The 24,845-nt window shown below is 64.3% G+C and carries 26 protein-coding genes; 23 read left to right on the forward strand and 3 right to left on the reverse strand.

Annotation, left to right across the window (positions count from 1 at the left end):
- Position 1: 1 nt before the first annotated feature.
- From lysA to ASG92_RS22135, 9 genes are all read left to right on the forward strand, one after another.
- A complete protein-coding gene (gene lysA, locus ASG92_RS22095; RefSeq protein ID WP_056633443.1) occupies positions 2-1,486 on the forward strand; it encodes a diaminopimelate decarboxylase in 1,485 nt (494 codons plus the stop codon).
- Complete coding sequence (locus tag ASG92_RS22100; protein ID WP_056633446.1) at positions 1,487-2,803, forward strand: homoserine dehydrogenase; 1,317 nt, start codon at positions 1,487-1,489, stop codon at positions 2,801-2,803. It abuts the gene before it with no gap.
- On the forward strand, positions 2,804-3,910 hold the full coding sequence (gene thrC / locus ASG92_RS22105; RefSeq protein WP_056633449.1) for a threonine synthase: 1,107 nt from the start codon (positions 2,804-2,806) through the stop codon (positions 3,908-3,910).
- Positions 3,911-3,912: 2 nt separating this feature from the next.
- The gene (thrB, locus tag ASG92_RS22110) at positions 3,913-4,899 is read left to right on the forward strand and encodes a homoserine kinase (RefSeq protein ID WP_056633452.1); all 987 of its coding nucleotides are present in this window, start codon (positions 3,913-3,915) and stop codon (positions 4,897-4,899) included.
- 401 nt (positions 4,900-5,300) lie between these two features.
- Positions 5,301-7,415: a transcription termination factor Rho gene (gene rho, locus ASG92_RS22115; protein WP_056633455.1), complete on the forward strand. Its 2,115-nt coding sequence runs from the start codon at positions 5,301-5,303 to the stop codon at positions 7,413-7,415.
- A gap of 268 nt (positions 7,416-7,683) precedes the next feature.
- Entirely contained in the window at positions 7,684-8,757 is a 1,074-nt protein-coding gene (gene prfA / locus ASG92_RS22120) for a peptide chain release factor 1 (protein WP_056633458.1), read from the forward strand.
- A gap of 36 nt (positions 8,758-8,793) precedes the next feature.
- The gene (prmC, locus tag ASG92_RS22125; RefSeq protein WP_056633838.1) at positions 8,794-9,678 is read left to right on the forward strand and encodes a peptide chain release factor N(5)-glutamine methyltransferase; all 885 of its coding nucleotides are present in this window, start codon (positions 8,794-8,796) and stop codon (positions 9,676-9,678) included.
- Positions 9,679-9,693: 15 nt separating this feature from the next.
- Positions 9,694-10,506, forward strand: coding sequence for an L-threonylcarbamoyladenylate synthase (locus tag ASG92_RS22130; protein ID WP_056633461.1), 813 nt, complete (start codon positions 9,694-9,696; stop codon positions 10,504-10,506).
- The gene (locus tag ASG92_RS22135) at positions 10,503-11,261 is read left to right on the forward strand and encodes a WecB/TagA/CpsF family glycosyltransferase (RefSeq protein WP_056633464.1); all 759 of its coding nucleotides are present in this window, start codon (positions 10,503-10,505) and stop codon (positions 11,259-11,261) included. The genes ASG92_RS22130 and ASG92_RS22135 overlap by 4 nt, the downstream gene beginning before the upstream one ends.
- 50 nt (positions 11,262-11,311) lie before the next feature.
- Here the strand turns inward: ASG92_RS22135 and ASG92_RS22140 are convergent, their stop codons facing one another.
- Positions 11,312-12,208 carry a glycosyltransferase gene (locus ASG92_RS22140; RefSeq protein WP_056633467.1) on the reverse strand — a complete coding sequence of 299 codons (897 nt, stop codon included), beginning with the start codon at positions 12,206-12,208 and terminating at the stop codon, positions 11,312-11,314.
- Positions 12,209-12,564: 356 nt separating this feature from the next.
- On the opposite strand from ASG92_RS22140, the gene ASG92_RS22145 reads away from it, so the two are divergent.
- From ASG92_RS22145 to ASG92_RS22195, 12 genes are all read left to right on the forward strand, one after another.
- A complete protein-coding gene (locus ASG92_RS22145) occupies positions 12,565-13,677 on the forward strand; it encodes an MraY family glycosyltransferase (RefSeq protein ID WP_056633469.1) in 1,113 nt (370 codons plus the stop codon).
- Between the two features lie 94 nt (positions 13,678-13,771).
- Entirely contained in the window at positions 13,772-14,257 is a 486-nt protein-coding gene (locus ASG92_RS22150; protein ID WP_056633472.1) for a hypothetical protein, read from the forward strand.
- Positions 14,250-14,588, forward strand: coding sequence for a hypothetical protein (locus ASG92_RS30070; RefSeq protein ID WP_082579658.1), 339 nt, complete (start codon positions 14,250-14,252; stop codon positions 14,586-14,588). The genes ASG92_RS22150 and ASG92_RS30070 overlap by 8 nt, the downstream gene beginning before the upstream one ends.
- A gap of 81 nt (positions 14,589-14,669) precedes the next feature.
- Positions 14,670-15,470, forward strand: coding sequence for a F0F1 ATP synthase subunit A (gene atpB / locus ASG92_RS22155; protein WP_056633475.1), 801 nt, complete (start codon positions 14,670-14,672; stop codon positions 15,468-15,470).
- 80 nt (positions 15,471-15,550) lie between these two features.
- Complete coding sequence (gene atpE / locus ASG92_RS22160; RefSeq protein ID WP_003804776.1) at positions 15,551-15,769, forward strand: ATP synthase F0 subunit C; 219 nt, start codon at positions 15,551-15,553, stop codon at positions 15,767-15,769.
- Positions 15,770-15,822: 53 nt separating this feature from the next.
- On the forward strand, positions 15,823-16,374 hold the full coding sequence (locus ASG92_RS22165) for a F0F1 ATP synthase subunit B (protein ID WP_056633477.1): 552 nt from the start codon (positions 15,823-15,825) through the stop codon (positions 16,372-16,374).
- Positions 16,374-17,201 carry a F0F1 ATP synthase subunit delta gene (locus tag ASG92_RS22170; protein WP_056633480.1) on the forward strand — a complete coding sequence of 276 codons (828 nt, stop codon included), beginning with the start codon at positions 16,374-16,376 and terminating at the stop codon, positions 17,199-17,201. Before ASG92_RS22165 ends, ASG92_RS22170 begins: the two co-directional genes overlap by 1 nt.
- Positions 17,202-17,284: 83 nt before the next feature.
- Positions 17,285-18,922: a F0F1 ATP synthase subunit alpha gene (gene atpA, locus ASG92_RS22175; protein ID WP_056633841.1), complete on the forward strand. Its 1,638-nt coding sequence runs from the start codon at positions 17,285-17,287 to the stop codon at positions 18,920-18,922.
- A 76-nt stretch (positions 18,923-18,998) separates the two neighbouring features.
- A complete protein-coding gene (locus tag ASG92_RS22180; RefSeq protein ID WP_056633483.1) occupies positions 18,999-19,889 on the forward strand; it encodes a F0F1 ATP synthase subunit gamma in 891 nt (296 codons plus the stop codon).
- A gap of 81 nt (positions 19,890-19,970) precedes the next feature.
- Complete coding sequence (atpD, locus tag ASG92_RS22185; RefSeq protein ID WP_056633486.1) at positions 19,971-21,425, forward strand: F0F1 ATP synthase subunit beta; 1,455 nt, start codon at positions 19,971-19,973, stop codon at positions 21,423-21,425.
- A 1-nt stretch (position 21,426) separates the two neighbouring features.
- On the forward strand, positions 21,427-21,711 hold the full coding sequence (locus ASG92_RS22190) for a F0F1 ATP synthase subunit epsilon (RefSeq protein WP_056633489.1): 285 nt from the start codon (positions 21,427-21,429) through the stop codon (positions 21,709-21,711).
- A gap of 10 nt (positions 21,712-21,721) precedes the next feature.
- Complete coding sequence (locus tag ASG92_RS22195) at positions 21,722-22,153, forward strand: DUF2550 domain-containing protein (protein ID WP_056633491.1); 432 nt, start codon at positions 21,722-21,724, stop codon at positions 22,151-22,153.
- Positions 22,154-22,307: 154 nt separating this feature from the next.
- On the opposite strand, the gene ASG92_RS22200 is transcribed toward ASG92_RS22195, so the two are convergent.
- Both ASG92_RS22200 and nucS read right to left on the reverse strand, forming a co-directional pair.
- A complete protein-coding gene (locus ASG92_RS22200; RefSeq protein ID WP_011692441.1) occupies positions 22,308-22,511 on the reverse strand; it encodes a cold-shock protein in 204 nt (67 codons plus the stop codon).
- A gap of 290 nt (positions 22,512-22,801) precedes the next feature.
- Positions 22,802-23,497, reverse strand: coding sequence for an endonuclease NucS (gene nucS, locus ASG92_RS22205; RefSeq protein WP_056633843.1), 696 nt, complete (start codon positions 23,495-23,497; stop codon positions 22,802-22,804).
- A gap of 116 nt (positions 23,498-23,613) precedes the next feature.
- Here nucS and ASG92_RS22210 point away from each other — a divergent pair, with 116 nt between their 5' ends.
- On the forward strand, positions 23,614-23,970 hold the full coding sequence (locus ASG92_RS22210; protein WP_056633493.1) for a hypothetical protein: 357 nt from the start codon (positions 23,614-23,616) through the stop codon (positions 23,968-23,970).
- 72 nt (positions 23,971-24,042) lie between these two features.
- Positions 24,043-24,843, forward strand: coding sequence for an alpha/beta fold hydrolase (locus tag ASG92_RS22215; RefSeq protein WP_056633496.1), 801 nt, complete (start codon positions 24,043-24,045; stop codon positions 24,841-24,843).
- The last annotated feature ends 2 nt before the right edge of the window (positions 24,844-24,845 follow it).

Here is a 24,845-nt window from a genome sequence, read left to right on the forward strand (position 1 = left end):
AATGACTGCACATGCATTGAACCAGTCCTCGCCCCTTGCCCCGGACTGGCTCGCGGTGCCGTCGGACCTGAATGCCCTGCACCCGCCCATGTGGGCTGCCGGAGTGGAGCGGAACGACGACGGCGAACTCGCCCTCGACGGCATTCCGGTCAGCACGCTGAAGGAACAGTTCGGCACGCCGCTGTTCGTCATGAGCGAGGCCGACTTCCGGGCGCGGGCACGGGCCTTCAAGGATGCCTTCGACGAGGCCTTTGCCGACATCTGCGGGGGAGTGGACGTCTACTACGCCGGCAAATCCTTCCTTTGCACGGCCGTGGCCACCTGGGTGGCGGAGGAAGGCCTGCGCCTCGACACCTGTTCCGGCGGTGAACTGGCCGTTGCCGCCCGTGCCGGCATCGACGGCGCCAACCTCGGCCTGCACGGCAACAACAAATCCGATGCCGAGATCGCCCGGGCCCTCGACATGAAGCTCGGCCGGATCGTGGTGGACAGCCTGGACGAGCTGGAACGCGTGGCCAAAATCGCCTCCGGCCGGGGCGAGACCGCCAAGGTCATGCTGCGGCTGACGCCCGGAGTGCACGCCCACACCCACGAGTTCATCGCCACCGCCCATGAAGACCAGAAGTTCGGCCTCTCCATGGCGGAAGACTCCACGGAGCAGTCAGGACTGTCGGCAGCCGAGGAAGCCGTGGCCGCGGCCACGAGCTACCCCGGCATCGAACTGCTGGGACTGCACTGCCACATCGGCTCGCAGATCTTCGAGCCCGACGGCTTTGCCCTTGCGGCGGTGAAACTCCTGGGCTTCCTCGCCGAGATGCAGCAGAAGTACTCGATCCAGCTCCCCGAGCTGGATCTCGGCGGCGGATACGGCATCGCCTACACGCCGGTGGACACGCCCCGCCCGGCAGCCGAAATCGCGCAGGCGATGGCCGCCGTCGTCCGCTCAAAATGCGCCGAGCTGGGCATATCCGCCCCGCGGATCTCGATCGAGCCCGGACGGGCCATCGTGGGCAGCAGCACGTTCACGCTGTACGAGGTGGGCACGCTCAAGACGGTCCGGGTGGACGCTCCGGCCGCGGGAACGGCCGGAACGGCGGGGGAACAGCCAAAAAACGTTACGCACCCTCGCCGCTATGTGTCAGTGGACGGCGGCATGAGCGACAACGCCCGTCCGGTGCTCTACGACGCGGATTATTCGGCCATTCTCGCCTCACGGGCCTCCGCCGCGGCGCCGCAACTGTCCCGCGTAGTGGGCAAACATTGCGAGAGCGGCGACATAGTTGTTAGAGATGTATATCTGCCCGAGGACGTGGCAGCCGGTGATCTGCTCGCTGTACCGGGGACCGGCGCCTACTGCTGGGCCCTGTCAAGCAACTACAACTATCTGGCCCGGCCGGGCGTTGTCGCTGTGCGCGGCGGAGCTGCCCGGCTGATCGTCCGCGGGGAAACCGAAGAAGACCTGCTGAACCGCGACATGGGAGCCTAAATGACCGAATTGCGAACCCTGAAAGTAGCCCTGCTGGGCTGTGGCAACGTCGGGGCTCAGGTCGCGCGGATTCTCCTCGACGACGCCGGCGCCCTCGCCCCGCGGACGGGTGCACACCTGGAGCTGGCGGGCATCGCCGTGCGCGACCTCGATGCCGAACGCGATGTGGAACTGCCGCGTGAGCTGTTCACCACGGACGCCGAAACCCTGGTCAAGGACGCCGACCTCGTGATCGAGCTGATGGGCGGCCTCGAGCCGGCCCGTTCGCTGATCCTCTCGGCCATCCAGAACGGCGCGAGCGTTGTCACCGGCAACAAGGCCCTCCTGGCCGCGGACGGCCCCACACTCTACGAAGAGGCGGACAGGGCCGGCGTCGAGCTTTCCTACGAAGCCGCCGTCGCAGGGGCCATCCCCATCCTGCGCTCCATCCGCGACAGCCTGTCCGGTGACCGCATCACCCGTGTGCTGGGAATCGTCAACGGCACCACCAACTTCATCCTCGACCAGATGGACTCCACCGGCGCGCAGTTCGCCGACGCCCTGGCCGAGGCACAGCGCCTCGGTTACGCCGAGGCGGATCCGACGGCCGACGTCGAAGGCCTGGACGCCGCGGCCAAGGCTGCGATCCTTGCGTCCCTGTCCTTCCACACGCGCTTTGACCTGGCGAACGTCCACTGCGAGGGAATCACGGGCGTCAGCGCCGCTGACATCGCGGCGGCCAAAGAGGCCGGATTCGTCATCAAGCTGCTGGCCATCGCCGAGAAGCTGACCGACGCGGAAGGCAACGACGGAGTGTCCGTCAGGGTCCACCCGACCCTTCTTCCGCGCGAGCACCCGCTGGCGGCTGTCCGCGGAGCCTTCAACGCCGTCTTCATTGAGGCCGAGAATGCCGGAGAGCTGATGTTCTACGGCCAAGGCGCCGGCGGAACCCCGACGGCGTCTGCCGTGCTGGGCGATCTCGTCTCGGCAGCCCGCCGCATCGTCCTGGGCGGTCCCGGACGCATTGAATCCACCACGGGCCACGTCCCGGCACTGCCGATTGACGCCGTGTACACCAGCTACTACATCGGCCTGGACGTTGCGGACCAGCCCGGCGTTCTGGCGAAGATTGCCCAGTTGTTCGCCGAGCACGGCGTCTCCATCGAAATCATGCGCCAGACCATCCACCGCGACGCGGACTCGAACGTCGAATCCGCGGAACTGCGGATCGTGACCCACCGCGCAACTGAAGCTGCACTGGCAGCAACCGTCGAGGCCGTCAAGGGCCTGGACGTCATCAATTCCGTTACATCCGTACTGCGGGTAGAAGGAGTCTAAGTGGCTCACCAATGGCGCGGTGTCATCCGCGAATATGCTGATCGTTTGCCCGTAACGGAATCCACCAAGGTAATCACCCTCGGTGAGGGCGGCACGCCGCTGGTCCACGCTCAGAAGCTGTCCGAGCTGACCGGCTCGGAGGTGTACCTCAAGGTGGAAGGCATGAACCCCACCGGGTCCTTCAAGGACCGCGGTATGACCATGGCCATGACTGCCGCCGTGGCGTCAGGCGCCAAGGCCGTGGTGTGCGCTTCCACCGGAAACACCTCCGCCTCGGCCGCGGCCTACGCCACCGCCGCCGGCCTGAAGTGCGTCGTGCTGGTGCCCGAGGGCAAGATCTCCATGGGCAAGCTGAGCCAGGCCATTGCGCACGGCGCCACCCTGCTGCAGGTCGACGGGAACTTCGACAACTGCCTGGACATCGCCCGCAAGCTGGGTGAGTCCTACCCCGTCTTCCTGGTGAACTCCGTCAACCCGGCCCGCATCCAGGGGCAGAAGACGGGTGCCTTCGAAATCGTGGACGCCCTCGGCGATGCCCCGGACATCCACGTGCTGCCGGTCGGCAACGCAGGAAACATCACCGCGTACTGGAAGGGCTACAAGGAGTACGCCGCGCCGTTCGAGTCGGAGACTGCCGGTACCCTTCCCGCTGTTTCCACCAGGACCCCGCAGATGTGGGGCTTCCAGGCGGCCGGGGCTGCCCCCTTCGTGGCCGGACACCCCATCACGGAGCCGGACACCATCGCCACGGCCATCCGGATCGGCAATCCTGCGTCGTGGGACGGCGCCATCGCGGCCCGCGATGAGTCCGGCGGCTTTATCGATGCGGTGACGGACGACGAGATCCTCGCCGCGCACCGCTGGCTGTCCGCCAAGGAGGGCGTCTTCGTGGAGCCCGGCTCCGCCGCTGGTGTGGCGGGCCTGCTGAAGAAGCACGCTGCGGGCGAGGTTCCCTCCGGCAAGACCATTGTCATCACCGTCACCGGCCACGGACTGAAGGACCCCCAGTGGGCCCTGCGCACCGAAGACGGCAGCGACGTGCAGCCGGTCAAGGTGTCCAACGACGTCGTGACGGTTGCCGCCGAGCTGGGACTGGAAGACAAATAGCCTTGGAAACCACCCTCACAGTCCCGGCCGAGTCTGCCGCCGGCGCGCCGGCAGTCCCGGCCGGGCAGCTGGTGACCGTACAGGTTCCGGCCACCAGCGCCAACCTGGGCCCCGGGTACGACAGCCTGGGGCTGGCCCTGTCGCTGCACGACACCCTTACGGTGGAAACGCTGGCCGGCGGCCAGCTTGAGTTCGAGCTCAGCGGCGAAGGCGCGGAAACGCTGCCCCGCGACGCCAGCCACCTTGTGGTCAAGGCCATCACCGAGGCCCTGCATCGCCTGGGGTACCGGCATGACGGCCTCAGGATCACGGCAGACAACGTCAACCCGCACGGCCGCGGCCTGGGTTCCTCGGCGTCTGCCGTCGTCGCAGCTGTCACCGCGGCGAATGCGCTGGTTCCGGAGCAGTCGCGCCGTGGCAAGGACTGGATCCTGCAGCTGACCAGCGAGATGGAGGGCCACCCGGACAACGTCGCTCCCGCCATTTACGGCGGCCTGGCGCTGTCCTGGCAGGACAGTGACCAGTACAGCAGCACGTGCGCCACGGTGGATGAAGCAGTCATTCCGATCGTGGCCGTTCCGGACTTTGAACTGTCCACGGAAGCAGCGCGCGCATTGCTTCCGGCGTCGATCGGTCACCACGCCGCCGCCATGAATGCCGGCCGGGCGGCGCTGTTGATCCACGCGCTGACGCAAAAGCCGGAATTCCTCCTCGCCGGCACCGAAGACTACCTCCACCAGAGCTACCGCGCGGAGGCCATGCGGCCCAGCGCAGCCCTGATCAAGGCCCTCCGCGGAGCAAGGCACGCAGCCGTTGTGTCCGGGGCGGGACCCACCGTCCTGGTCCTGGCGAACGGCGAAGCGGAGGCCGCGGCCGTCCTTGAGTTCATCGACGTGTTTACCGCCGCGAACACGCCCGACATCAACTGGCGTGTGATGAAGCTGGCAGTGGACGTTGAAGGTGCTAAAGTGGGAGTGCACCGGCGGTAATCCCGCAGTCAGTCAACGCAGTTTATGCAGTTAGACGGCGACTCTGTAGTCGAGAGGCCCTGCAGTCAAGAGACCGTGCAGTCAAAGACCCTGAAAATGGCCGTGTTGCCTATCTGGTCCGCAACTGTTTCGATCTGCTGTTGCTTCGATCTCTTATTGCGCAATATTTTCGGTGCCACCTGCTTGGCCTGACGCAGGAACTTACAGAAACGTTCTGTTCCCTGAAGTGTCAGTCCGCCGCTCCTCCATTATTCGGAGCGTTGAAGGTGATCAGTATCCGGCCCTGCCGCGAATTCCATCCGGCAAGGCCGAAATCCCGGCTGCAGATCTGAACTGCAGCCCAGATCAAATCATCGCGTCCAGCTCCTAGTCTGGACGCCGTCGAGGGGGAAGGATCCTTCGTGACCGAAACCACTGAGCTGTCGCCAGCTGTGGACATATCATCTTCTGCTTCCGGATCGTTGACGGAAGCACCCGCCAAGAGCAGTGGCCTCGCCGGCCTCAAGCTCGCCCAGCTGCAGGCTCTTGCCAGCCAGCTCGGCATATCTGGCGGCTCCCGCATGCGCAAGGGAGACCTGGTCTCGGCTATTTCCGCGCACCGTGCGGGCTCTTCGGCCAGCAAGGCCCCGGCCCGGGCTGCCGAAAAGGCGACTGATAAGAACGTGGCTGCGGCAAGCCCGGAGGCTGCCGAGGCCACCGAAGCCCCTGCCCAGGAAGGGACCCGGGCACGCGGCCGAGGCCGCAGCCGCCGTGCGGTCAGTGACGGCGTGGTTTCCACCCCCGTGGCGGAACCCGCAGCCGAGCCTGCCGCCGAGGCCGCAGCTGCTCCGGCACCTGCCGAGGCAGCAGAGCCGGCCGCTGCGGAAGGCGCTGCCGAGCGACGCCAGCCGCGTACCCGCAACCGCCGACGCGGCGAGGCCGCCGCAACGGCTCCGCAGGCCGCCGAGGCCGCTGAAGCTCCGGCCGAAGCCGCTGCGCCTGAGGCACGGGCAACTGAAACCCGCGCCGCCGAGACCCGCGGTGCCGAGACCCGCGAACAGGGCGGCGAAGCCGGCGACGGCGGGCAGCGCACTGACCGCCGTGACAGCCGCACCCGCGGTGGCCGCGACGCAGCAGAAACCTCCACCGGCCGCGACACCCGCCGTGACGACACCCGGGACGGCGATGACACCGAGGGCGGCAGCCGCCGCAACCGCCGCAACCGCCGCGACCGGAACGATCGCAACGAGCGGTCCGACAGCCGGGACAGCCGTGACGGCAACGCCCGCAACGACCGCTTCCGCGACCGCAACGACCGCCGTCGCGGACGTGCCCAGGGACCGGACGTCGACGACGTCGAGGTCACCGAGGACGACGTCCTGCTGCCCGTAGCGGGCATCCTGGACGTCCTGGAGAACTACGCCTTCATCCGGACCTCCGGCTACCTGCCCGGTCCCAACGACGTCTACGTATCCCTCGCCCAGGTCAAGAAGTACAACCTGCGCAAGGGCGACGCCGTCGTCGGCGCCATCCGCGCCCCCCGCGACGGCGAGGACCGCAGCCAGCAGTCGGCGCGCCAGAAGTTCAACGCCCTGGTCCGCGTGACCTCAGTCAACGGCAAGACCTCCGAAGAGCTCAAGGACCGCGTCGAGTTCGCCAAGCTGGTGCCGCTCTACCCGTCCGAGCGCCTGCGCCTCGAGACCGACCCCAAGAAGATCGGCCCCCGCGTCATCGACCTGGTTGCCCCGATCGGCAAGGGCCAGCGCGGCCTGATCGTTTCGCCGCCGAAGGCGGGCAAGACGCTCATCCTGCAGTCCATCGCCAACGCCATCACCACCAACAATCCTGAGGTCCACCTCATGATGGTGCTCGTTGACGAACGTCCTGAAGAAGTCACGGACATGCAGCGCACGGTCAAGGGCGAGGTCATTGCCTCCACCTTCGACCGTCCCGCGGACGACCACACGACCGTTGCCGAGCTTTCCATCGAACGCGCCAAGCGCCTCGTGGAAATGGGCATGGACGTTGTGGTGCTCCTCGACTCCATGACCCGCCTGGGCCGCGCCTACAACCTGGCAGCACCGGCCTCCGGCCGCATCCTGTCCGGTGGTGTCGATTCTGCCGCGCTGTACCCGCCGAAGCGCTTCTTCGGTGCAGCCCGCAACATCGAAAACGGCGGCTCGCTGACCATCCTGGCAACGGCCCTCGTGGAGACCGGATCCAAGATGGACGAGGTCATCTTCGAAGAGTTCAAGGGCACCGGCAACATGGAGCTCCGCCTGTCCCGCCAGCTGGCCGACAAGCGCATCTTCCCGGCCGTGGACGTCAACGCGTCCGGTACCCGCCGCGAAGAGAACCTGCTTTCCCCCGAGGAAGTCAAGATCATGTGGAAGCTGCGCCGCGTCCTCTCCGGACTCGAAACGCAGCAGAGCCTTGAGCTGCTGACCAACAAGATCCGGGAGACGCAGAGCAACGTCGAGTTCCTCATGCAGGTCCAGAAGACGACGCTTGGTGCAAAGTCGGATAACGACAAGTAGCTGAGTTCAGGGGCGGGGTGCGGTTACCTCGCGTGGTTCGCCGCGCGGGTTTTCCGCCCCCGCCCCTTCGCGTTGTGGGGCCGCCGGGCATTTTTGCCGGCCCCGCCCCTTCGCGTTGCTGCTGACGTACTGCGTACGTCAGCAGCAACGCTCCGACAGGCCCGATGCCACTCCCTGGCCGGCAAAAATACCCGACGGCGGTCGCCCCCGTCACCTACCGCTGTGAGCATCACTAAACTTATACACACAGCGTTGAAAGGTTTTGAAAATGTTTGAGTCCGTACAGGGCCTGCTTGATGAGCATGATGCTATCCAGGCCCAGCTTGGGGATCCGGCTGTTTATGCTGACCAGCGGCTGGCGCGCAAGCTCGGGCGGCGGTCTGCCCAGCTGAACGGCATCGTGGAGGCGTACCACAAGTGGCATGCGATTGAGGATGATCTCGCAGCCGCGAAGGAGATGGCTGCCGAGGATCCCGAGTTCGCTGCCGAGGTGCCCGAGCTCGAGGCTGCCCTGGAAATGGCGGCTGCCAAGCTGCGCCGGCTGCTCATTCCGCGGGACCCGGACGATGCCCGCAATGTGATCCTTGAAGTCAAGGGCGGTGAAGGCGGCGACGAAGCTGCCCTGTTCGCCGGCGATCTCCTCCGCATGTACACCCGCTATGCGGAATCGCGCGGGTGGAAGACCGAACTCATTTCCGCCACGGAGTCGGATCTGGGCGGCTACAAGGACGTCCAGATGGCCGTCAAGGGAAGCTCGAACGATCCGGCCGAGGGCGTCTACGCGCGGCTGAAGTTCGAGGGCGGCGTGCACCGTGTGCAGCGCGTTCCCGTCACCGAGTCGCAGGGGCGCATCCACACCTCGGCTGCCGGCGTTCTGGTGCTGCCTGAAGTGGACGAGCCCGAAGAGCTCGAAATCAACCAAAACGACCTCAAGATCGACGTCTACCGGTCCTCGGGCCCGGGGGGCCAGTCGGTGAACACGACCGACTCCGCCGTGCGCATCACGCACCTTCCCACCGGCATCGTGGTGGCCATGCAGAACGAAAAGTCCCAGCTGCAGAACCGCGAAGCGGGCATGCGCGTTCTCCGCGCCCGCATCCTGGCCCACCAGCAGGAGCAGATCGACGCCGAGAACTCCGCGCAGCGCAAGTCCCAGATCCGCACCATGGACCGCTCGGAACGGATCCGCACGTACAACTACCCGGAAAACCGGATTGCGGACCACCGCACCGGATACAAGGCCTACAACCTGGACCAGGTCATGAACGGCGACCTCGAGCCGGTCATCCAGTCGGCCATCGAGATGGACGAGCAGGCACGCCTGGACGCCATCGGCGACTAGCCGGGAAGCGCTGAAAACCCCATGACGCCCGAGAACATGACGGCCGGTACCGGCCAGTCCCTGGCCGATGCCGTCAGCGAGGCCACGGCGATTCTTGCCGATGCCGGCGTTCCCAGCCCGAGGGTCGATGCCGAACTGCTGGCCGACCACCTGCTGGGCGTCGGGCTCGGGCGGCTTCGCGCCATGCTGCTGGGCGGTGCCCCGGCGCCGGCAGGCTATGCGGAACTGGTGGCCGAACGGGCCAGGCGCATTCCGCTGCAGCACATCACCGGCGTCGCGCATTTCCGCTACCTTCAACTTGCGGTGGGTCCCGGCGTCTTCATTCCCCGCCCCGAAACAGAGTCGGTGGTCCAACTGGTCATCGACCGGCTCCGGGAACTTCTCCGCGCCGGCGTGGCCCGGCCCAAGGTGGTGGATCTCGGCACCGGATCCGGGGCCATCGCCGGGTCAGTGGCGCACGAAGTCCCCGAAGCCGCAGTCCATGCGGTGGAGTACAGCGAATTTGCGCATGCCTGGGCCGCGAAAAACCTGCAGCCACTGGGCGTCACCCTCGTCCGGGGGGACCTGCGGGACGCGCTGCCGGACCTCAACGGAACATTCGACGTCGTCGTGTCCAACCCGCCGTACATCCCCGCCGAGGCAATTCCGAACGAGCCGGAAGTGGCGCTCCACGATCCTCCTGAGGCGCTGTACGGCGGCGGAGCCGACGGCATGGAACTTCCGACGGCGGCCGCGGCCTCCGCTGCCAGGCTGCTGGTTCCGGGCGGCTACTTCGTGATGGAGCACGCGGAAGTCCAGGCTGCCTGGATTTCCGCCATGCTGGCCGGAACTGGACAGTGGTCCCACGTGACCACGCACCTTGACCTCAACGGCAAGGAACGGGCCACCAGCGCCGTCCTTGCCTCACCGCCCGCGCAGTAATGAAAGAATGAGGCAGTGACCACTACGTATAACTGCACCGCCGATGACGAGCGCACCGCAGGACTGGCCCACGCACGGCGTGCCATCCTTGAGAAGAAGTGCGTGGTCTTCCCCACGGATACCGTCTACGGGATTGCAGCCGACGCATTTTCGCCGCAGGCCGTCACCATGCTGCTGGTTTCCAAGGGCCGCGGCCGGAACATGCCCCCTCCGGTGCTGATCCCGCGCCTCAACGCCCTCGACGGCTTGGCGACTGACGTATCTGCCGATGCACGCCTGCTCGCCGAGGCCTTCTGGCCCGGGGGCCTGACGCTCATTTTCCACGCCCAGCCTTCCCTTGACTGGGATCTGGGAGAGACGAAGGGCACCGTAGCCCTCAGGATTCCGGCGGATGAAGTGGCTCAGGATCTCCTCACCCTGACCGGGCCGCTGGCTGTGTCGTCAGCCAACAGGACCGGGCAGGCTCCGGCCCAGACCGCGTTCGAGGCCCGCTCCCAGCTGGCGGAATCCGTGGAAGTCTACCTCGAGGGCGGCTTCCGCCCGGTGGAAGGAACCGATGCCCTGCCCTCCACGATTGTGGACGCGACATCATTGCCACTGCGCGTCGTCCGCGAGGGAGCAGTGAGCCTTGAACGGCTGCGGGAAGTCGTCCCCGGGGTGCTCGACCTCCAGGGCAACGCGCCGGAGCCGCCCGGCGCTGCCGATATTGAAGGCGCTGCAGAATCCGAAGACGCTGAGGTCGCGGCAGTAACTGGGGACGCTGCCGGGGCCGGCGAGGATCCGGCGGACCGTCCCGGGGCCGGCGACAAAGTGTCCGGCACGGAATGACGCTGCAGCGGCAACCCATCCCCGTCCTCGGTGTGGACGCCACACCGCTGGACGTCGCCGGACTCACGGAAGTCCTCGACAAGTTCGTGGCAGACGGAACCACCCGGACCGTCGTCGGGCACAACCTCCACAGCGTGACGCTCTTCCATTCCGAACCGGAATTCCGGACGTTTTACGAGAACAGCGACGTCGTGCTGATCGACGGCGCGCCTGTCCTGTGGCTCTGGGGGAGGGGACGGAAGCGGTCCGGACCCGTCATGGACTACCGGCTGGGGTCGACTGACTGGATCCCCGCGCTGGGCCAGGTCAGCGGCCTGAAAAGCATCGCCGTCGTCGGGGCCGGCCCCGTGGCCAACGCCAGGGCCGTCGCCAAGCTGAAGGCTATTGCGCCTGGGGCGTCAGTCTCCGGCATGCCGGGGGAGGGCTGGGACGAGGAACTCGAGGAAGAGGTGACCGCCTGGCTGGCCGAGCAGCGTCCGCAGCTGGTGCTCATCGGACTGGGGATGCCCTTGCAGGAAAAGGTGCTGCGGCGCCGCCTCGAATCCCTTCCTCCCGCGGTCTACTGCGCAGTTGGAGGTGCCATCGAGCAGATTGCCGGAATCCAGAAGCTGGCGCCGCGCTGGCTGGGCCGCCTCGGCCTGGAGTGGGGCTGGCGGCTCCTGCTGCATCCGCGGCGCGTGGCCTACCGCGTGTTCGGCGAGCCCTGGGTACTGGTCGGGCTCCTGGTCCGGCGCCGGCTACGCGGGCAGGGCTAGCTGCGAAGTGTGCCGGGCGCCGGCAAGCCTGCCGGGCGCCCGCGCCAAGGCTAGAACTTCTGGTCTTTCAGGGGACCAAAACCCTTGCCGCGGAGTCCTGCCGAGAATGCCCTGAACCAGTCGGCCAGGCCGCGGAAATCGCCGCGTCGCAGGAAATAGCCGAGGTAGCCGCCGACGTCGGCAACCAATGACTTGACGCGGAAGTGGCGGCGGATCAGATAGCCGCGGTTGCGGTAGTAGTAATAGCGCTTGAACGCGGTCTCGGGGACGATGACGTGCCACCGGGCGCCAAAGACGTGCTTGGTTTCGGAGAACGCGTGCGGATGCGTAATGGCTGCCGTCGTGACCGTGCCGAAGCGGACGCCCGCCTTTCGCAGCCTGATGGTGAAGTCCACCTCGTCGCCCCGGATGAAGAGGCGCATGTCAGGCAGGCCAACCTTGAAGAAAACATCGGAGCGGATCAACGCGCCGTTGAAGAAGTGGCCGTCGTTCGGAAGGAACCCCACCTTCTCCAGCGCGCCTCGGTCGTGGGTCACTTTGCCGTCCAGGCGGAAGAAAAAGGAGAGCCTGTCAGGGTGGCCCGGCGCCACCACGAGCGGGACCACCGCCTCCAGGTCCCGCGCCTCCGCCTCGCGGATCAGGGTGGCGAGGCATTCGGGGTCTGCCGGCTCGGCGTCGTCGTCCATCATCCAGATCCAGTCAGCGCCGCTTGCCACCGCCTTAAGGACCGCCAGGGAAAATCCGCCGGCCCCGCCCAGGTTGGCTTCCGAGCGGATGTAGTCCACATTTTCATGCTGTCCGGCAACGTCTGTGGCCGGCATGGTGCCGCTGTCAACGAGGCAAATGGACGCCACCGGTGCTGTCTGGCCATTGATGGCTTTGAGGAGGACGGCGAGCTCACGGGGACGGTCAAACGTCACGGCAGCAACTGCGACCGACACTGGCATTGCGGGTTCCTTTCAGCACAGCCGTCGGCAATTTCCCGCCGGCATGAGGCCGTGTGACGCGAAGCCATGGAGCCGTTGGCGTTAGTATCTTGACTAGAGTCCACTGTAATACAGCCCCGTCAGGCACTATGCACTGCCTGTCTGTGCGCATGGCGACGGAGAAGTTTCATTTATTGCACGTCAGATCCACAGTTATTGAGCCCCCACAGTCCCCCAAACATCATGGCGCATCTGCGCCGCCCTGAAGACCGGTGCGATGCCGCCATACGGCGGGTCGCTTCGCGCGTCTCCGGGTCACACAGTGCCCGACAGCAGAACGCCGGAGGGCAGCGGGTCAGCGGAGCGGGTGACGCGCCGTGATCATGTACCTGCTCATGATGCTGACCGCAGCCTTTGTCTCGTATGCAGCAACCTGGGGCGCGCGCCTGATAGGCAACAGGCTTGAGCTGTTCGCCCCCATCCGCAGCCGTGACATGCATTCGAGCCCGGTGTCGCGGCTCGGCGGCCTGGGGATCTTCGCCGGAGTGCTGGTGGCACTGGTCGTCGCGAACCAGTCTTTTTTCGTCAAGGACATCTTCCACGGCAATGCAGCCCCCTGGGGCGTGCTGGCAGGGGCAGCCGTCATTGTGCTCGTTGGCGTTGCGGACGATCTCCTGGATCTGCGCTGGTGGGTCAAACTCATCGGACAGAGCCTCGCCGCCCTTGTGGTGGCTGTGTGGGGCGTCCGGATGACCATCATTCCGTTCGTTCCCGAGCCCATCCGCTTCGACTCGGACCCTGTTAGCGTCCTCGTCACCGCCGGTCTTATTGTGACCACGATGAATGCCTTCAACTTCATCGACGGACTGGACGGGCTGGCTGCCGGCGTGGCGATCATCGGCGGCTCGGCCTTCTTCCTGACCGCGTACTGGGTGCACCGGAACGCGCCGCTGCTTGACCGCTCAGATCTTGCCACGCTCCTGACAGCGGTGCTCGTGGGCAGCTGCCTGGGGTTCCTGCCGCACAACTGGTTTCCCTCGAAGATCTTCATGGGGGATTCCGGGGCGATGCTGATCGGCCTGCTGATGGCATCGGCGGGCGTCGTGTCGACGGGCCAAATCAGCTCGGGGCTCTATGACCGCGTGAACGGTATCCCCACGATCATCCCCATCCTGCTTCCCTTCGCCGTGCTCTTCCTCCCGCTGCTGGACCTCGGCCTTGCGGTGGTCCGGCGCACTGCCGTCGGCCGCTCGCCCTGGTCCGCCGACCGCGGCCACCTGCACCACAAGTTGATGGACATCGGGTACTCCCACCGCACGGCCGTGATGCTGATGTACATGTGGACCGCAGTACTTTCGTTCGGCGGACTCGCCTTCGCTGTCTACCCCTGGCAGGTGGTTCTCGCGATGGACATCGCGGCCACCCTCGTGATGGGGCTCATCACGGCGTGGCCTTATCTCAGCCGCCGGAGCGTGGAAACGCCGGAATAGCCCCGGCTTTCCCGATTATTTCTATCTCGTGTAGAATTCAGGGGCAGGTCTTTCCTGCGACACTCCACCCCCTGGCCCCGAAGATTGGGTTCGCATGACCTCCAACGCCGAGCCCGGACCAGCGTCCGGCAAAGGATCCGTTGGCGTCTCCGGCCCCACCCGGTCTCTGTGGCTGGGCCTGTTGGGAATCAGCTCCGCAGTCTCCGCTGCCGCCCTTGTCCTTGCGGGCATTGTGGCAGTAACCCTGAATGGCTGGACCGGACTGCTTTCGAGCAGCTTCGGCGGGCTGCTGGTCATGGCTTTCTTTGCCATCAGCCTCTTGATCGGCCATTTCGTCGGCCGGAACAACCCGTCCGGCGCCATAGGCCTGTTCGTGGCAACCTACTTCGTCAAGGTCATCGGCTTCGCGGTGGTCCTTTTTGCGATTGGTGCGCCCGAGTGGCTGCATGGGCGCTGGTTCCTTATCGGAGCGGTCGTCGCTGTGGTGACCTGGCAGGCGGCTGAAATCTACGGTTTCAGCAAGGCCCGGCTACAGATCTACAACGACCCCGAACCAAACAAGGGCAACACCGATGTCTAAGCGAAACCACCCCGGCAAAAGCTCCTCCGGCGACCCTGGCAAAAGACACGGCGCTCCGGGCGTCTCAGCCGAAAATGGTGACGGCGGTTACAACGCTGGAATTGCCGTCTTTAGCTACATTATTGGCGGAATCATCGTCTGGAGTTTGATAGGGTGGGGACTGGATTATCTGTGGGGAACCCGCTGGATTGTGCTCCTAGGCGCTCTGCTTGGAGCTGCGGGAGGGTTCTATCTGTCCCATATGCACGGCCTCACCAGTTCAAGAAATACAGCTGGCGGGAACAGTGCAGCCAGCGGCCCGTCTGAGGATGGGAACAGTAATGCCAAATAATTTTACGAGGGGGAGGGCAAGCATGAAGCGCGCCGGAACCCGACCAACGCCCAACGATGGACACTGCAGAGAGGAAACGCGTTGATCGCGCTTGCGCTCCCGGCCCAAAATTCAGGAGAGTTCACTCCTCCTGGAATTGAAGAAATGCACCTGCCGGCAATCCTGCCGTGGGGTGCGGCAGACGGATTCTCCAAGCAGATGCTGCTGGTAATCCTGTCCGTCGTCATTATCGCTACATTCTTTCTGCTAGCTGCGCGGAAGCAGCAGCTGGTTCCTGGCAAGCTGCAGTTCGCGGGTGAGATGGCCTATGGCTTCGTCCGCAACAGCATCGCCAAGGACATCATCGGCGGCAGAGACTTCATGAAGTACGTCCCGCTGCTGTTCAGCCTGTTCTTCTTCATCCTGGTGAACAACATCTACGGCGCGATCCCCGTGATCCAGCTCCCGAGCTTCTCCCACGTTGGCGGCGCGTACGTGCTGGCCGTCATCGTGTACATCACCTGGATCGGCATCGGCATCCAGAAGAACGGCCTGCGGTACTTCAAGCTCGCCACCGTGCCGTCCGGAGTGCCGGTGTACATCCTTCCGATCGTTATCCCGATCGAGATCATCTCCAACTTCCTGGTCCGTCCGGTTACGCACAGCCTCCGTCTGTTTGCCACCATGCTGGCCGGCCACCTGATCGTCATGATCGCCGGTTCAGGAATCGAATTCCTCGTCATGCAGGAAAACGTTCTGCTCAAGGGCACCTCTGTTCTGGTCCTTGCCGGCGCGATCGCCATGTACATGCTCGAAGCGCTCATCATGGCGCTGCAGGCCTATGTCTTCACCCTGCTGACGGCAATCTACATCGAAGGCGCACTCCACGCCGACAGCCACTAGGCACCCCACAAACTTCCCCTCACGGGGATGAAGCAACCCAAACAACCTGCCACAGAGATGGCATCTTGAAAGGAAGAAAAATGGAAGGCTCCATCAACGGCTCCCTCAACCTCATCGGCTACGGCCTCTCCGCCATCGGCGGTGGTATCGGTGTGGGTCTCGTGTTCGCCGCTTACATCAACGGTGTGGCACGTCAGCCGGAAGCACAGCGCGTTCTGCAGCCGATCGCATTCCTCGGCCTTGCGCTGACTGAAGCCCTCGCCATCCTGGGTCTGGTCTTCGCTTTCGTTCTCAAGTAAACCTTCAGAACCAAGCGCACATTCAGAACCGAGTAGATAAGGACGGGTGAAATATGAATCAGCTGATCATCTCAGCCGCCACCGCCGAGGCGGCTAACCCGCTCGTTCCCAATCCCTGGGAAATGGGCGTCGTCCTCGCCGGCTTTGCTGTCCTCTTTTTCATCGTGGTCAAGTTTGTTGTCCCGATGTTCGAGAAGACGTTCGCAGAGCGTGCCGAGGCCATTGAGGGCGGCATCGCCAAGGCCGAGCAGGCGCAGGCTGAGGCTTCCGCCGCACTCGAAGAGTACAGGCAGCAGCTCACCGAGGCCCGTGCCGAAGCCAACCGCATCCGCGAGGAAGCCCGTGCCGAAGGCGCCCTGATCCTTGCGGAGCTGAAGGAGAAGGCTGCATCCGAGTCTGCGCGCATCACTGCGCAGGCACACGTGCAGATCGAATCCGAGCGCCAGGCCGCAGTAGTGGCCCTGCGTTCAGAGGTGGGCACCCTTGCCACCACGCTGGCTGGCCGCATCGTTGGCGAGTCCCTTGAGGACGACGCGCGCGCGGCACGTGTTGTTGACCGCTTCCTGGCTGATCTGGAGACCCAGAACGCAGGTGTAGCAAAGTAATGGCAGGTGTATCGAGCGAATCGCTGACCAAAGCGCTGACCGAACTGGAGGCCAAGCTTCCATTTGCATCGCTGCAGTTGGCAAAGGAACTCTTCGGAATCCTGGGAGCGATAGACAGCTCGGCTGGCCTGCGCCGCGCCCTGACTGACCCGTCCCGTAGCGGTGACGAAAAGTCGGCGCTGATCAGGAAACTGTTCGGCGGAAAAGTCTCCGCTGAGGCTGCGGACATCGCGGCCGGGCTGGCCAGCTCACGCTGGGCATCGGCGCGAGACATCGGCGATGCACTCGAGACGCTTGCCGCGACGGTAGTAATTGCCGTCGCAGAAAACAAGTCGGCCGTTTCTGCCTCCGGAATCACGGGGCTGGAAGAACTCGAGAACGATCTGTTCTCCTTCAACCAGGCCGTGGCGTCCAACCACGAGGTGCAGCGTGCTCTGTCTGAACCGCAGGCCAGCGCCGCAGCAAAGATTGCCCTGGCGGCGAGGCTGGTTCCTGGCGCAAGCGAGGAAGCCAAAGTCCTCACCGGCCAGGCAGTGTCGCAGCCACGTGGCCTCAAGCCCACCAAGCTCGTCGGCCGTTTCGCCGAGCTTGCCGCCAAGCGCCAGCAGCGGTGGATTGCAACGGTCAGTGTCACGCGTCCCGTCACGGAGACGCAGGCCAGCCGTCTGCAGGCAGGGCTCAACTCCCTCTACGGGCGAGAGCTCAAGATCAACACCACTGTTGATCCGACGCTGATCGGTGGAATCCGCGTGCAGGTTGGTGACGAAGTGCTCGACGCTTCCGTCATCACCCGCCTGTTGGAGCTTCGCCGCCAACTGGCCGGCTAGCCGGACAAGCACAACTTAACTGATAGAAACCCCGGTCATCGTGAGCAACGATGATCACGAAAACAGGAGAGCAGGGACTGCAGATGGCCGAATTGACCATCAACGCCGACGACGTCCGTATTGCGTTGAACGAGTTCGCGGCGTCCTACGAACCCGGAAACGCAGAGCGCGTAGAGGTCGGCCGTGTGACCACCGCAGGTGACGGCATCGCCCGTGTTGAGGGCCTTCCCTCGGTCATGGCGAACGAGTTGCTTCGTTTCGAAGACGGCACGCTGGGCCTCGCCCAGAACCTCGACGTCCGCGAGATCGGTGTCATCATCCTCGGTGATTTCACGGGCATCGAAGAAGGCCAGGAAGTGCACCGCACCGGACAGGTTCTGTCCGTACCGGTCGGCGACGCGTTCCTAGGCCGTGTGGTTGACCCGCTGGGCGTGCCCATCGATGACCTCGGCGAGATCAAGGCCGAGACCACCCGTGCCCTGGAGCTCCAGGCACCTGGCGTGACGCAGCGTAAGTCTGTGCACGAGCCGATGCAGACCGGCCTGAAGGCAATCGACGCCATGATCCCGATCGGCCGTGGCCAGCGCCAGCTGATCATTGGTGACCGCCAGACCGGCAAGTCCGCAATTGCCATTGACACCATCATCAACCAGAAGGCCAACTGGGCTTCCGGTGACGTGAAGAAGCAGGTTCGCTGCGTTTACGTGGCAATCGGCCAGAAGGCGTCGACCATCGCCGCCATCCGCCAGACGCTCGAGGACAACGGCGCGCTGGAATACACCACGATTGTTGCCTCCCCGGCTTCTGACCCCGCTGGCTTCAAGTACCTGGCACCCTACGCAGGTTCCGCCATCGGCCAGCACTGGATGTACGGCGGCAAGCACGTCCTCATCGTGTTCGATGACCTCTCCAAGCAGGCCGAGGCCTACCGTGCAGTGTCCCTGCTGCTCCGCCGTCCGCCGGGACGTGAAGCCTACCCGGGTGACGTGTTCTACTTGCACTCCCGCCTGCTGGAGCGTTGCGCGAAGCTCTCCGACGAGCTCGGCGCGGGCTCGATGACCGGCCTGCCGCTCGTCGAAACCAAGGCAAACGACGTCTCTGCCTACATCCCGACCAACGTGATCTCCATTACCGATGGCCAGATCTTCCTGCAGTCGGATCTCTTCAACGCCAACCAGCGTCCTGCTGTTGACGTTGGCGTCTCGGTGTCCCGAGTCGGCGGCGCCGCACAGGTCAAGTCGATGAAGAAGGTCTCCGGTACCTTGAAGCTGGACCTTGCACAGTACCGCGACATGCAGGCATTCGCGATGTTCGCATCGGACCTCGATGCCGCATCCCGCCAGCAGCTGACCCGTGGTGCACGCCTGATGGAACTGCTCAAGCAGGGCCAGTACTCGCCGTTCCCGGTCGAGAACCAGGTTGTGTCCATCTGGGCAGGAACGCAGGGCTACCTGGATGAAGTCCCGGTTGAGGACATCAGCCGCTTCGAGTCCGAGTTCCTGGAGCACCTGAAGCACAAGTCCTCCATCCTCACCACGCTGGCGCAGACCAACGTTCTGGACGATGACACCGCAGAAGCACTGAAGACCGCGATCGTGGACTTCAAGAAGGGCTTCTTCGGCGAGGGAGACAACCATCTGGTAGGTGCCGGCCACGAGGAGCATGATGCTATCTCCGAGGGCCAGGTCGACCAGGAAAAAATCGTCAGGCAGAAGCGCTAGTTTCGCTGGCAGGGACTGCCGGACCCATTCGTGGTCCCGGCAGTCCCGGCCATCGGGATCTTAGGAAAGGATAAGTATGGGAGCCCAGATTCGGGTCTACCGCCAGAAGATCGCCTCGACGACGTCGATGCGCAAGATCTTCAAGGCGATGGAACTGATCGCTACCTCGCGCATCGGCAAGGCCCGCGCACGCGTAGCAGCTTCACTGCCTTACGCGAACGCAATTACCCGCGCCGTTTCTGCTGTCGCAAGCCAGAGCGAAATCGACCACCCTTTGACCACCGAGCCGGAGAAAATCCGCCGCGCCGCAGTCTTGGTAATCACCTCGGACCGTGGCTTGGCAGGTTCTTACTCCGCGAGCGTGCTGAAGCAGGCGGAAGGCTTGAACGAACTGCTCCGCGCCGAAGGCAAGGAAGTCAAGACGTACCTGGTTGGCCGCAAGGCACAGGCGTACTTCGACTTCCGGGGCCGCCCCTACGGGCGGGTCTGGACCGGCGGCACTGATGCACCGGAGTTTGCCACGGCGCAGGAAATCGGCACGGCATTGCTGGAGGACTTCGCAACGGACTTTGCGGAGGACGGTGTGGATGAAATCCACGTCGTTTACACCCGCTTCAAGTCCATGGTGACTCAGGAGCCGACGGTCATCCGTCTTCTTCCGCTCGAAGTTGTGGAAGAGCAGGCCGCTTCCGAATCGGAGCTGCTGCCCTTGTACGAATTCGAACCGGAGCCGGAGCAGGTCCTCGATGCCCTGCTGCCCCGGTACATCGAAGCGCGGATTTTCGCGGCCATGCTGCAGGCAGCGGCTTCCGAGCTCGCATCGCGCCAGCGGGCCATGAAGTCTGCCGGCGACAACGCCACGGACCTCATCAAGAAGTACACGCGTCTGCGCAACACCGCCCGCCAGGCTGAGATTACGCAGGAGCTTTCCGAAATCGTGGCCGGCGCCGACGCTCTCGCGTCGTAGCTGGACGGTTCCGGATCCAGCTTTACCTGCACCAAAAGATAAACTTAACCCCCACGCCATCTACTGAGTGAAGTGAGAGAGATGACTGCCACCGCTACCGAACACGTAGCCGCAACGTCCGGTGCTACCGGCCGCATTGCACGTGTTATTGGCCCGGTTGTCGACGTCGAATTCCCGGCTGACGCAATCCCCTCGATTTACAACGCACTCACCACCGAGATTACTCTCAACGGTGAGACCAAGACCGTCACGTTCGAGGTTGCCCTGCACCTGGGTGACAACCTCATTCGCGCCATCGCCCTGCAGGCTACCGACGGACTCGTCCGCGGCACCAACGTGGTGGACACCGGCTCGCCGATCACCGTTCCCGTCGGCGACGGCGTCAAGGGCCACATCTTCAACGTCCTCGGCAAGCCGCTTGACGTTGACGAGTCCGAGATCCAGGCTTCGGACCACTGGTCAATCCACCGCAAGGCACCGTCTTTCGCATCGCTTGAAGGCCAGACGGAAATGCTGGAGACCGGCATCAAGGTCATCGACCTTCTGACCCCCTACATCAAGGGTGGAAAGATTGGCCTGTTCGGCGGCGCCGGTGTCGGCAAGACCGTTCTGATCCAGGAAATGATCACCCGCGTTGCCCGCAACTTCGGTGGTACCTCCGTGTTCGCCGGTGTCGGCGAGCGTACCCGTGAAGGAAACGACCTCTGGGTTGAAATGGAAGAGGCCGGTGTTCTGAAGGACACCGCCCTGGTGTTCGGCCAGATGGACGAGCCGCCGGGAACGCGTCTGCGCGTTGCCTTGTCCGCCCTGACCATGGCGGAGTACTTCCGCGATGTGCAGAAGCAGGACGTGCTGTTGTTCATCGACAACATCTTCCGCTTCACTCAGGCAGGTTCCGAGGTTTCCACCCTTCTCGGCCGCATGCCGTCCGCTGTGGGCTACCAGCCGAACCTTGCCGACGAGATGGGTCTCCTCCAGGAGCGCATCACGTCCACCAAGGGCCACTCCATCACCTCGATGCAGGCCATCTACGTTCCCGCGGATGACTACACCGACCCGGCACCGGCCACCACGTTCGCACACCTCGACGCGACCACGGAACTTTCCCGTGAAATCGCCTCCCGTGGCCTGTACCCGGCCGTGGACCCGCTGACGTCGACGTCCCGAATCCTGGACCCGCAGTACATCGGCAAGGACCACTACAACACGGCCGTCCGTGTGAAGCAGATCCTGCAGAAGAATAAGGAACTCCAGGACATCATCGCCATCCTTGGTGTTGACGAACTGTCCGAGGAAGACAAGATCGTCGTGTCGCGTGCACGCCGCATCCAGCAGTTCCTCTCGCAGAACACCTACACCGCCAAGCAGTTCACCGGCGTCGAAGGCTCCACCGTTTCCATCAAGGACACGGTCGAAGGCTTCACCGCCATCTGCGACGGCGAGCTTGACCACGTTGCAGAGCAGGCGTTCTTCAACGTCGGCGGCCTGGATGACGTTGAGCGCCAGTGGGCCAAGATCCAGGAACAGACCAAGTAATATGGCTGAGCTTGAGGTTGAGATTGTCGCGGCGGACCACTTCGTGTGGTCCGGAGCGGCCAAGATGGTCAAGGCCCGCACCAGCGATGGTGAAATCGGAATCCTGCCCGGCCACTCGCCCGTGCTGGCGATTTTGGCCGAGGGTGAAATGGCAATCGAGCCTGTTTCCGGTGACCGCATTGCAGTAGTTGTTGACGGCGGATTCTTCTCCGTTGACAACAACCGCGTGGTTATTGTTGCTGACAACGCCCAGCTGGGTGACGCGGCCACTGCGGGGATCCGCTAGCACGACCTTGATGGACGTTACTGGTTTTCCGTTCATCGCAATAGCAGCCGTCTTCGCGTTGCTGATCTTTACGCTGTGCCTTTTCGGGGTGCGCCGCTTCAACCTGCGGCGCGCCCTGGGCACGGTGGACGCCTCCATTTGCACAGCTGGTAAAAGCTGGCAGATGGGGGTTTGTCGTTATCAGGACAACGAGCTGGAGTGGTTCAAGCTGCTCTCGCTCAGCGTCCGTCCCCGGCACCGCTTCAAGCGCAGTTCCCTCGAGCTCCTGGGGCGCCGGCAGCCCACGGAGGCTGAGCTGGTCAAGGTCCAGCCGGACGTAGTCATCGTTGAACTGCGCTACGAGGGCCAGGACGTCTTCCTGGCGATGAAGTTCGACGCCTACACTGGACTGTCCTCGTGGCTCGAAGCGGGCCCGGTGATCGGGATCGGCACCTGGCGCTGAACCTGTAACCCCACCATTCTTTCCGGAACATGCGCTTGCCCGTGAATGTTTCAGGTCCTGAAAATATCTATGACACATAAAAAATGATCCCCGGCACGAATGCCGAGGATCATTTGTTTCAAGGGCAATTCCCGTTAGGGAAGTCCTCGATAAATTAGACCAGCGTTACGCCGGTGGCCTGGGGGCCCTTGGCGCCCTGACCGATTTCGAACTGAACACGCTGGTTCTCGTCGAGGGTCTTGAAGCCACCCGTCTGGATCTCAGAGTAGTGAACGAAGACATCGCCATCGGAGTCATCCGGGGTGATGAAGCCGAAGCCCTTTTCAGCGTTGAACCACTTGACGGTTCCCTGTGCCATTTATTTCTCCTCATAATGGAACTAAATTAAGGCCAGCACACTTCGTACTGGTCTTGGTCACTCCGCGAGAAGAATCCTGGCCTGCAGCCCCGGTGAGACCGGATATGCGTTGCAGGAGCTTCGCGCTCGCAACATGTCTTGCGAGCATGAAAAACACCTACACAAAGACTGGTACAAGAATTTCATGACAGTCCGGTCTGGTCAACGGGCAAAACGCGGAATCGCATAAATTTTGGGCAAATCCAAAGTAAACGCGTGATCACGGACGTCTTGCCTTGCCTGCGGGAGCCTCAGAACAGCCGGGACTCGATATCGTCCACGCCCCGCATGGCGTCATAGTCCAGCGTGATGCAGTCAATCCCGCGGTCCGTTGCGAGCACGCGGGCCTGCGGCTTGATTTGCTGCGCGGCGAAGATCCCGCGGACAGGTGCCAGCAACGGATCCCTGTTCAGCAGCTCCAGATACCTCGTCAGCTGCTCCACGCCGTCGATGTCGCCGCGGCGTTTGAGCTCAATGGCAACGGTGGAGCCGTCCGCGTCCCTGGCCAGAATGTCCACGGGGCCGATGGCTGTGAAGTATTCCCGGCGGATGAGGGAGAAGCCGGTGCCGAGGGTTTCTATCTGCTCGGCCAGGAGGCGCTGCAGGTCGGCCTCCACGCCGTCCTTGATCAGGCCGGGATCCTGGCCCAGTTCATGCGACGTGTCGTGGAGCTGCTCATGGATGTTGATGATCAGCCTGTCGTCCGTCTTGGCGGACTGGACGGTCCACTGCTCGATGACACCGACTTCAACGTCTGTGTCATCGGGAGGGGACACCCGCAGCGAGGCGGGAGGGCTCATCCAGTTCAGCGGCTTGTAGGAGCCGCCGTCGGAGTGAACCAGCACCGAGCCATCTGCCTTCACCAGCAGGAGCCTGGTGGCGAGGGGGAGATGGGCTTTGAGCCGGCCAACATAATCTACGGAACAACGGGCTATGACTAGACGCACGCCGTACACACTACCGCGTCGGCAGCGGGGCCCGCGCACCGGGTGGCGGGCGTAACCCGGGGCGCGCGGGACCGGGTACGGCCACGGAGCCGTTCCGGCTGGGGCAGAATGGATGCATGCCCCGCTCGAACCGCCCCCGCCGTGCAAAGACGGGGCGTGCAACCCCTGGCAACGCCGCAGGCGGAGGAAAGCACAGTTCAGGGCCGGCCCCGGAGCTTGACCTGGAGCGGGCCCGGGCGGGGATTGCCCGCCGCGAGAGCGCCCCCGACGGCGTCTGGATGGTGCGGAGCATGACCGCGCGCAAGGCGGAGAAGGCCTACATCTGCCCCGGCTGTTCCACCGCCGTGCTGCCGGGAGTCGCCCACCTTGTGGTGTGGGCCGACGACCACCTCTTCGGCGCGGCCGCCGGCCTGTCGGAGCGCCGGCACTGGCACACGAACTGCTGGACGTCGCGCAATTTCCGCTACCGCTAACCGCGATCGGCGGCCGCCCGCGCGGTCCGGCAGGGAACGAACGCGGCCGGCGCGGAAGATAAGCTGATACGCATGACTTTTGACCCGACGTCGTACGTGTTCAGCCAGCCGTCCGAAACGACCGCGATCCGCGCGTCCACGGTCCTGCCCGCCCGTCGCGAAAACATCGAGATCCGCACCGAGGACGGCCGCACCCTGGTGGGCGAGCTGGCTCTGCCGGAGTCCGGACCGGTCACAGCCACGCTGATCACGCTGCATCCGCTGCCCACGCACGGCGGCTTCATGGACTCGCACGTCTACCGCAAGGCCTCCTACCGGCTGCCGGCGCTGGCCGGCGTGGCCGTGCTGCGGTTCAACACCAGGGGAACGTCGTCGCCGCGGGGAACCAGTGACGGCGAGTTTGAAGAGGGCATCGGGGAGCAGTATGACGTTGAGGCAGCGGTGCGGTTCGCCGTCGAGCGGGGGCTGCCCAACCGATGGCTCGTGGGCTGGTCGTTCGGGACTGAGCTGGCCCTGATGTACGGTGCCGTGGAACCGGTGGCGTCGCAGGTGGAAGGTGCCGTGCTCCTGTCACCGCCGCTGCACCGCGCCACCGACGCGCACCTGAAGCAGTGGGCGGTTGCGGGGAAGCCGCTCACCGTCCTCGTGCCGGAGCACGACGACTACCTCCGCCCCGTCGAGGCAGCCAGGCGCTTCAGCCTGGTTCCCCAGGCACGCGTGGTGGGGGTCGACGGCGCCAAGCACCTTTGGGTGGGGGAGAAGCACGCGGCGAGGGTACTGAACGAAATCGTGGACGACGTCACGAGCAACGGTTCAGGTTCCGCCGGGCTGCCGCAGGAGTGGCAAGGGCCGGTGGCCACGGCCACCGCCTGAGC

This window comes from Arthrobacter sp. Soil736 (genome assembly GCF_001428005.1).
GTDB lineage: Bacteria > Actinomycetota > Actinomycetes > Actinomycetales > Micrococcaceae > Arthrobacter.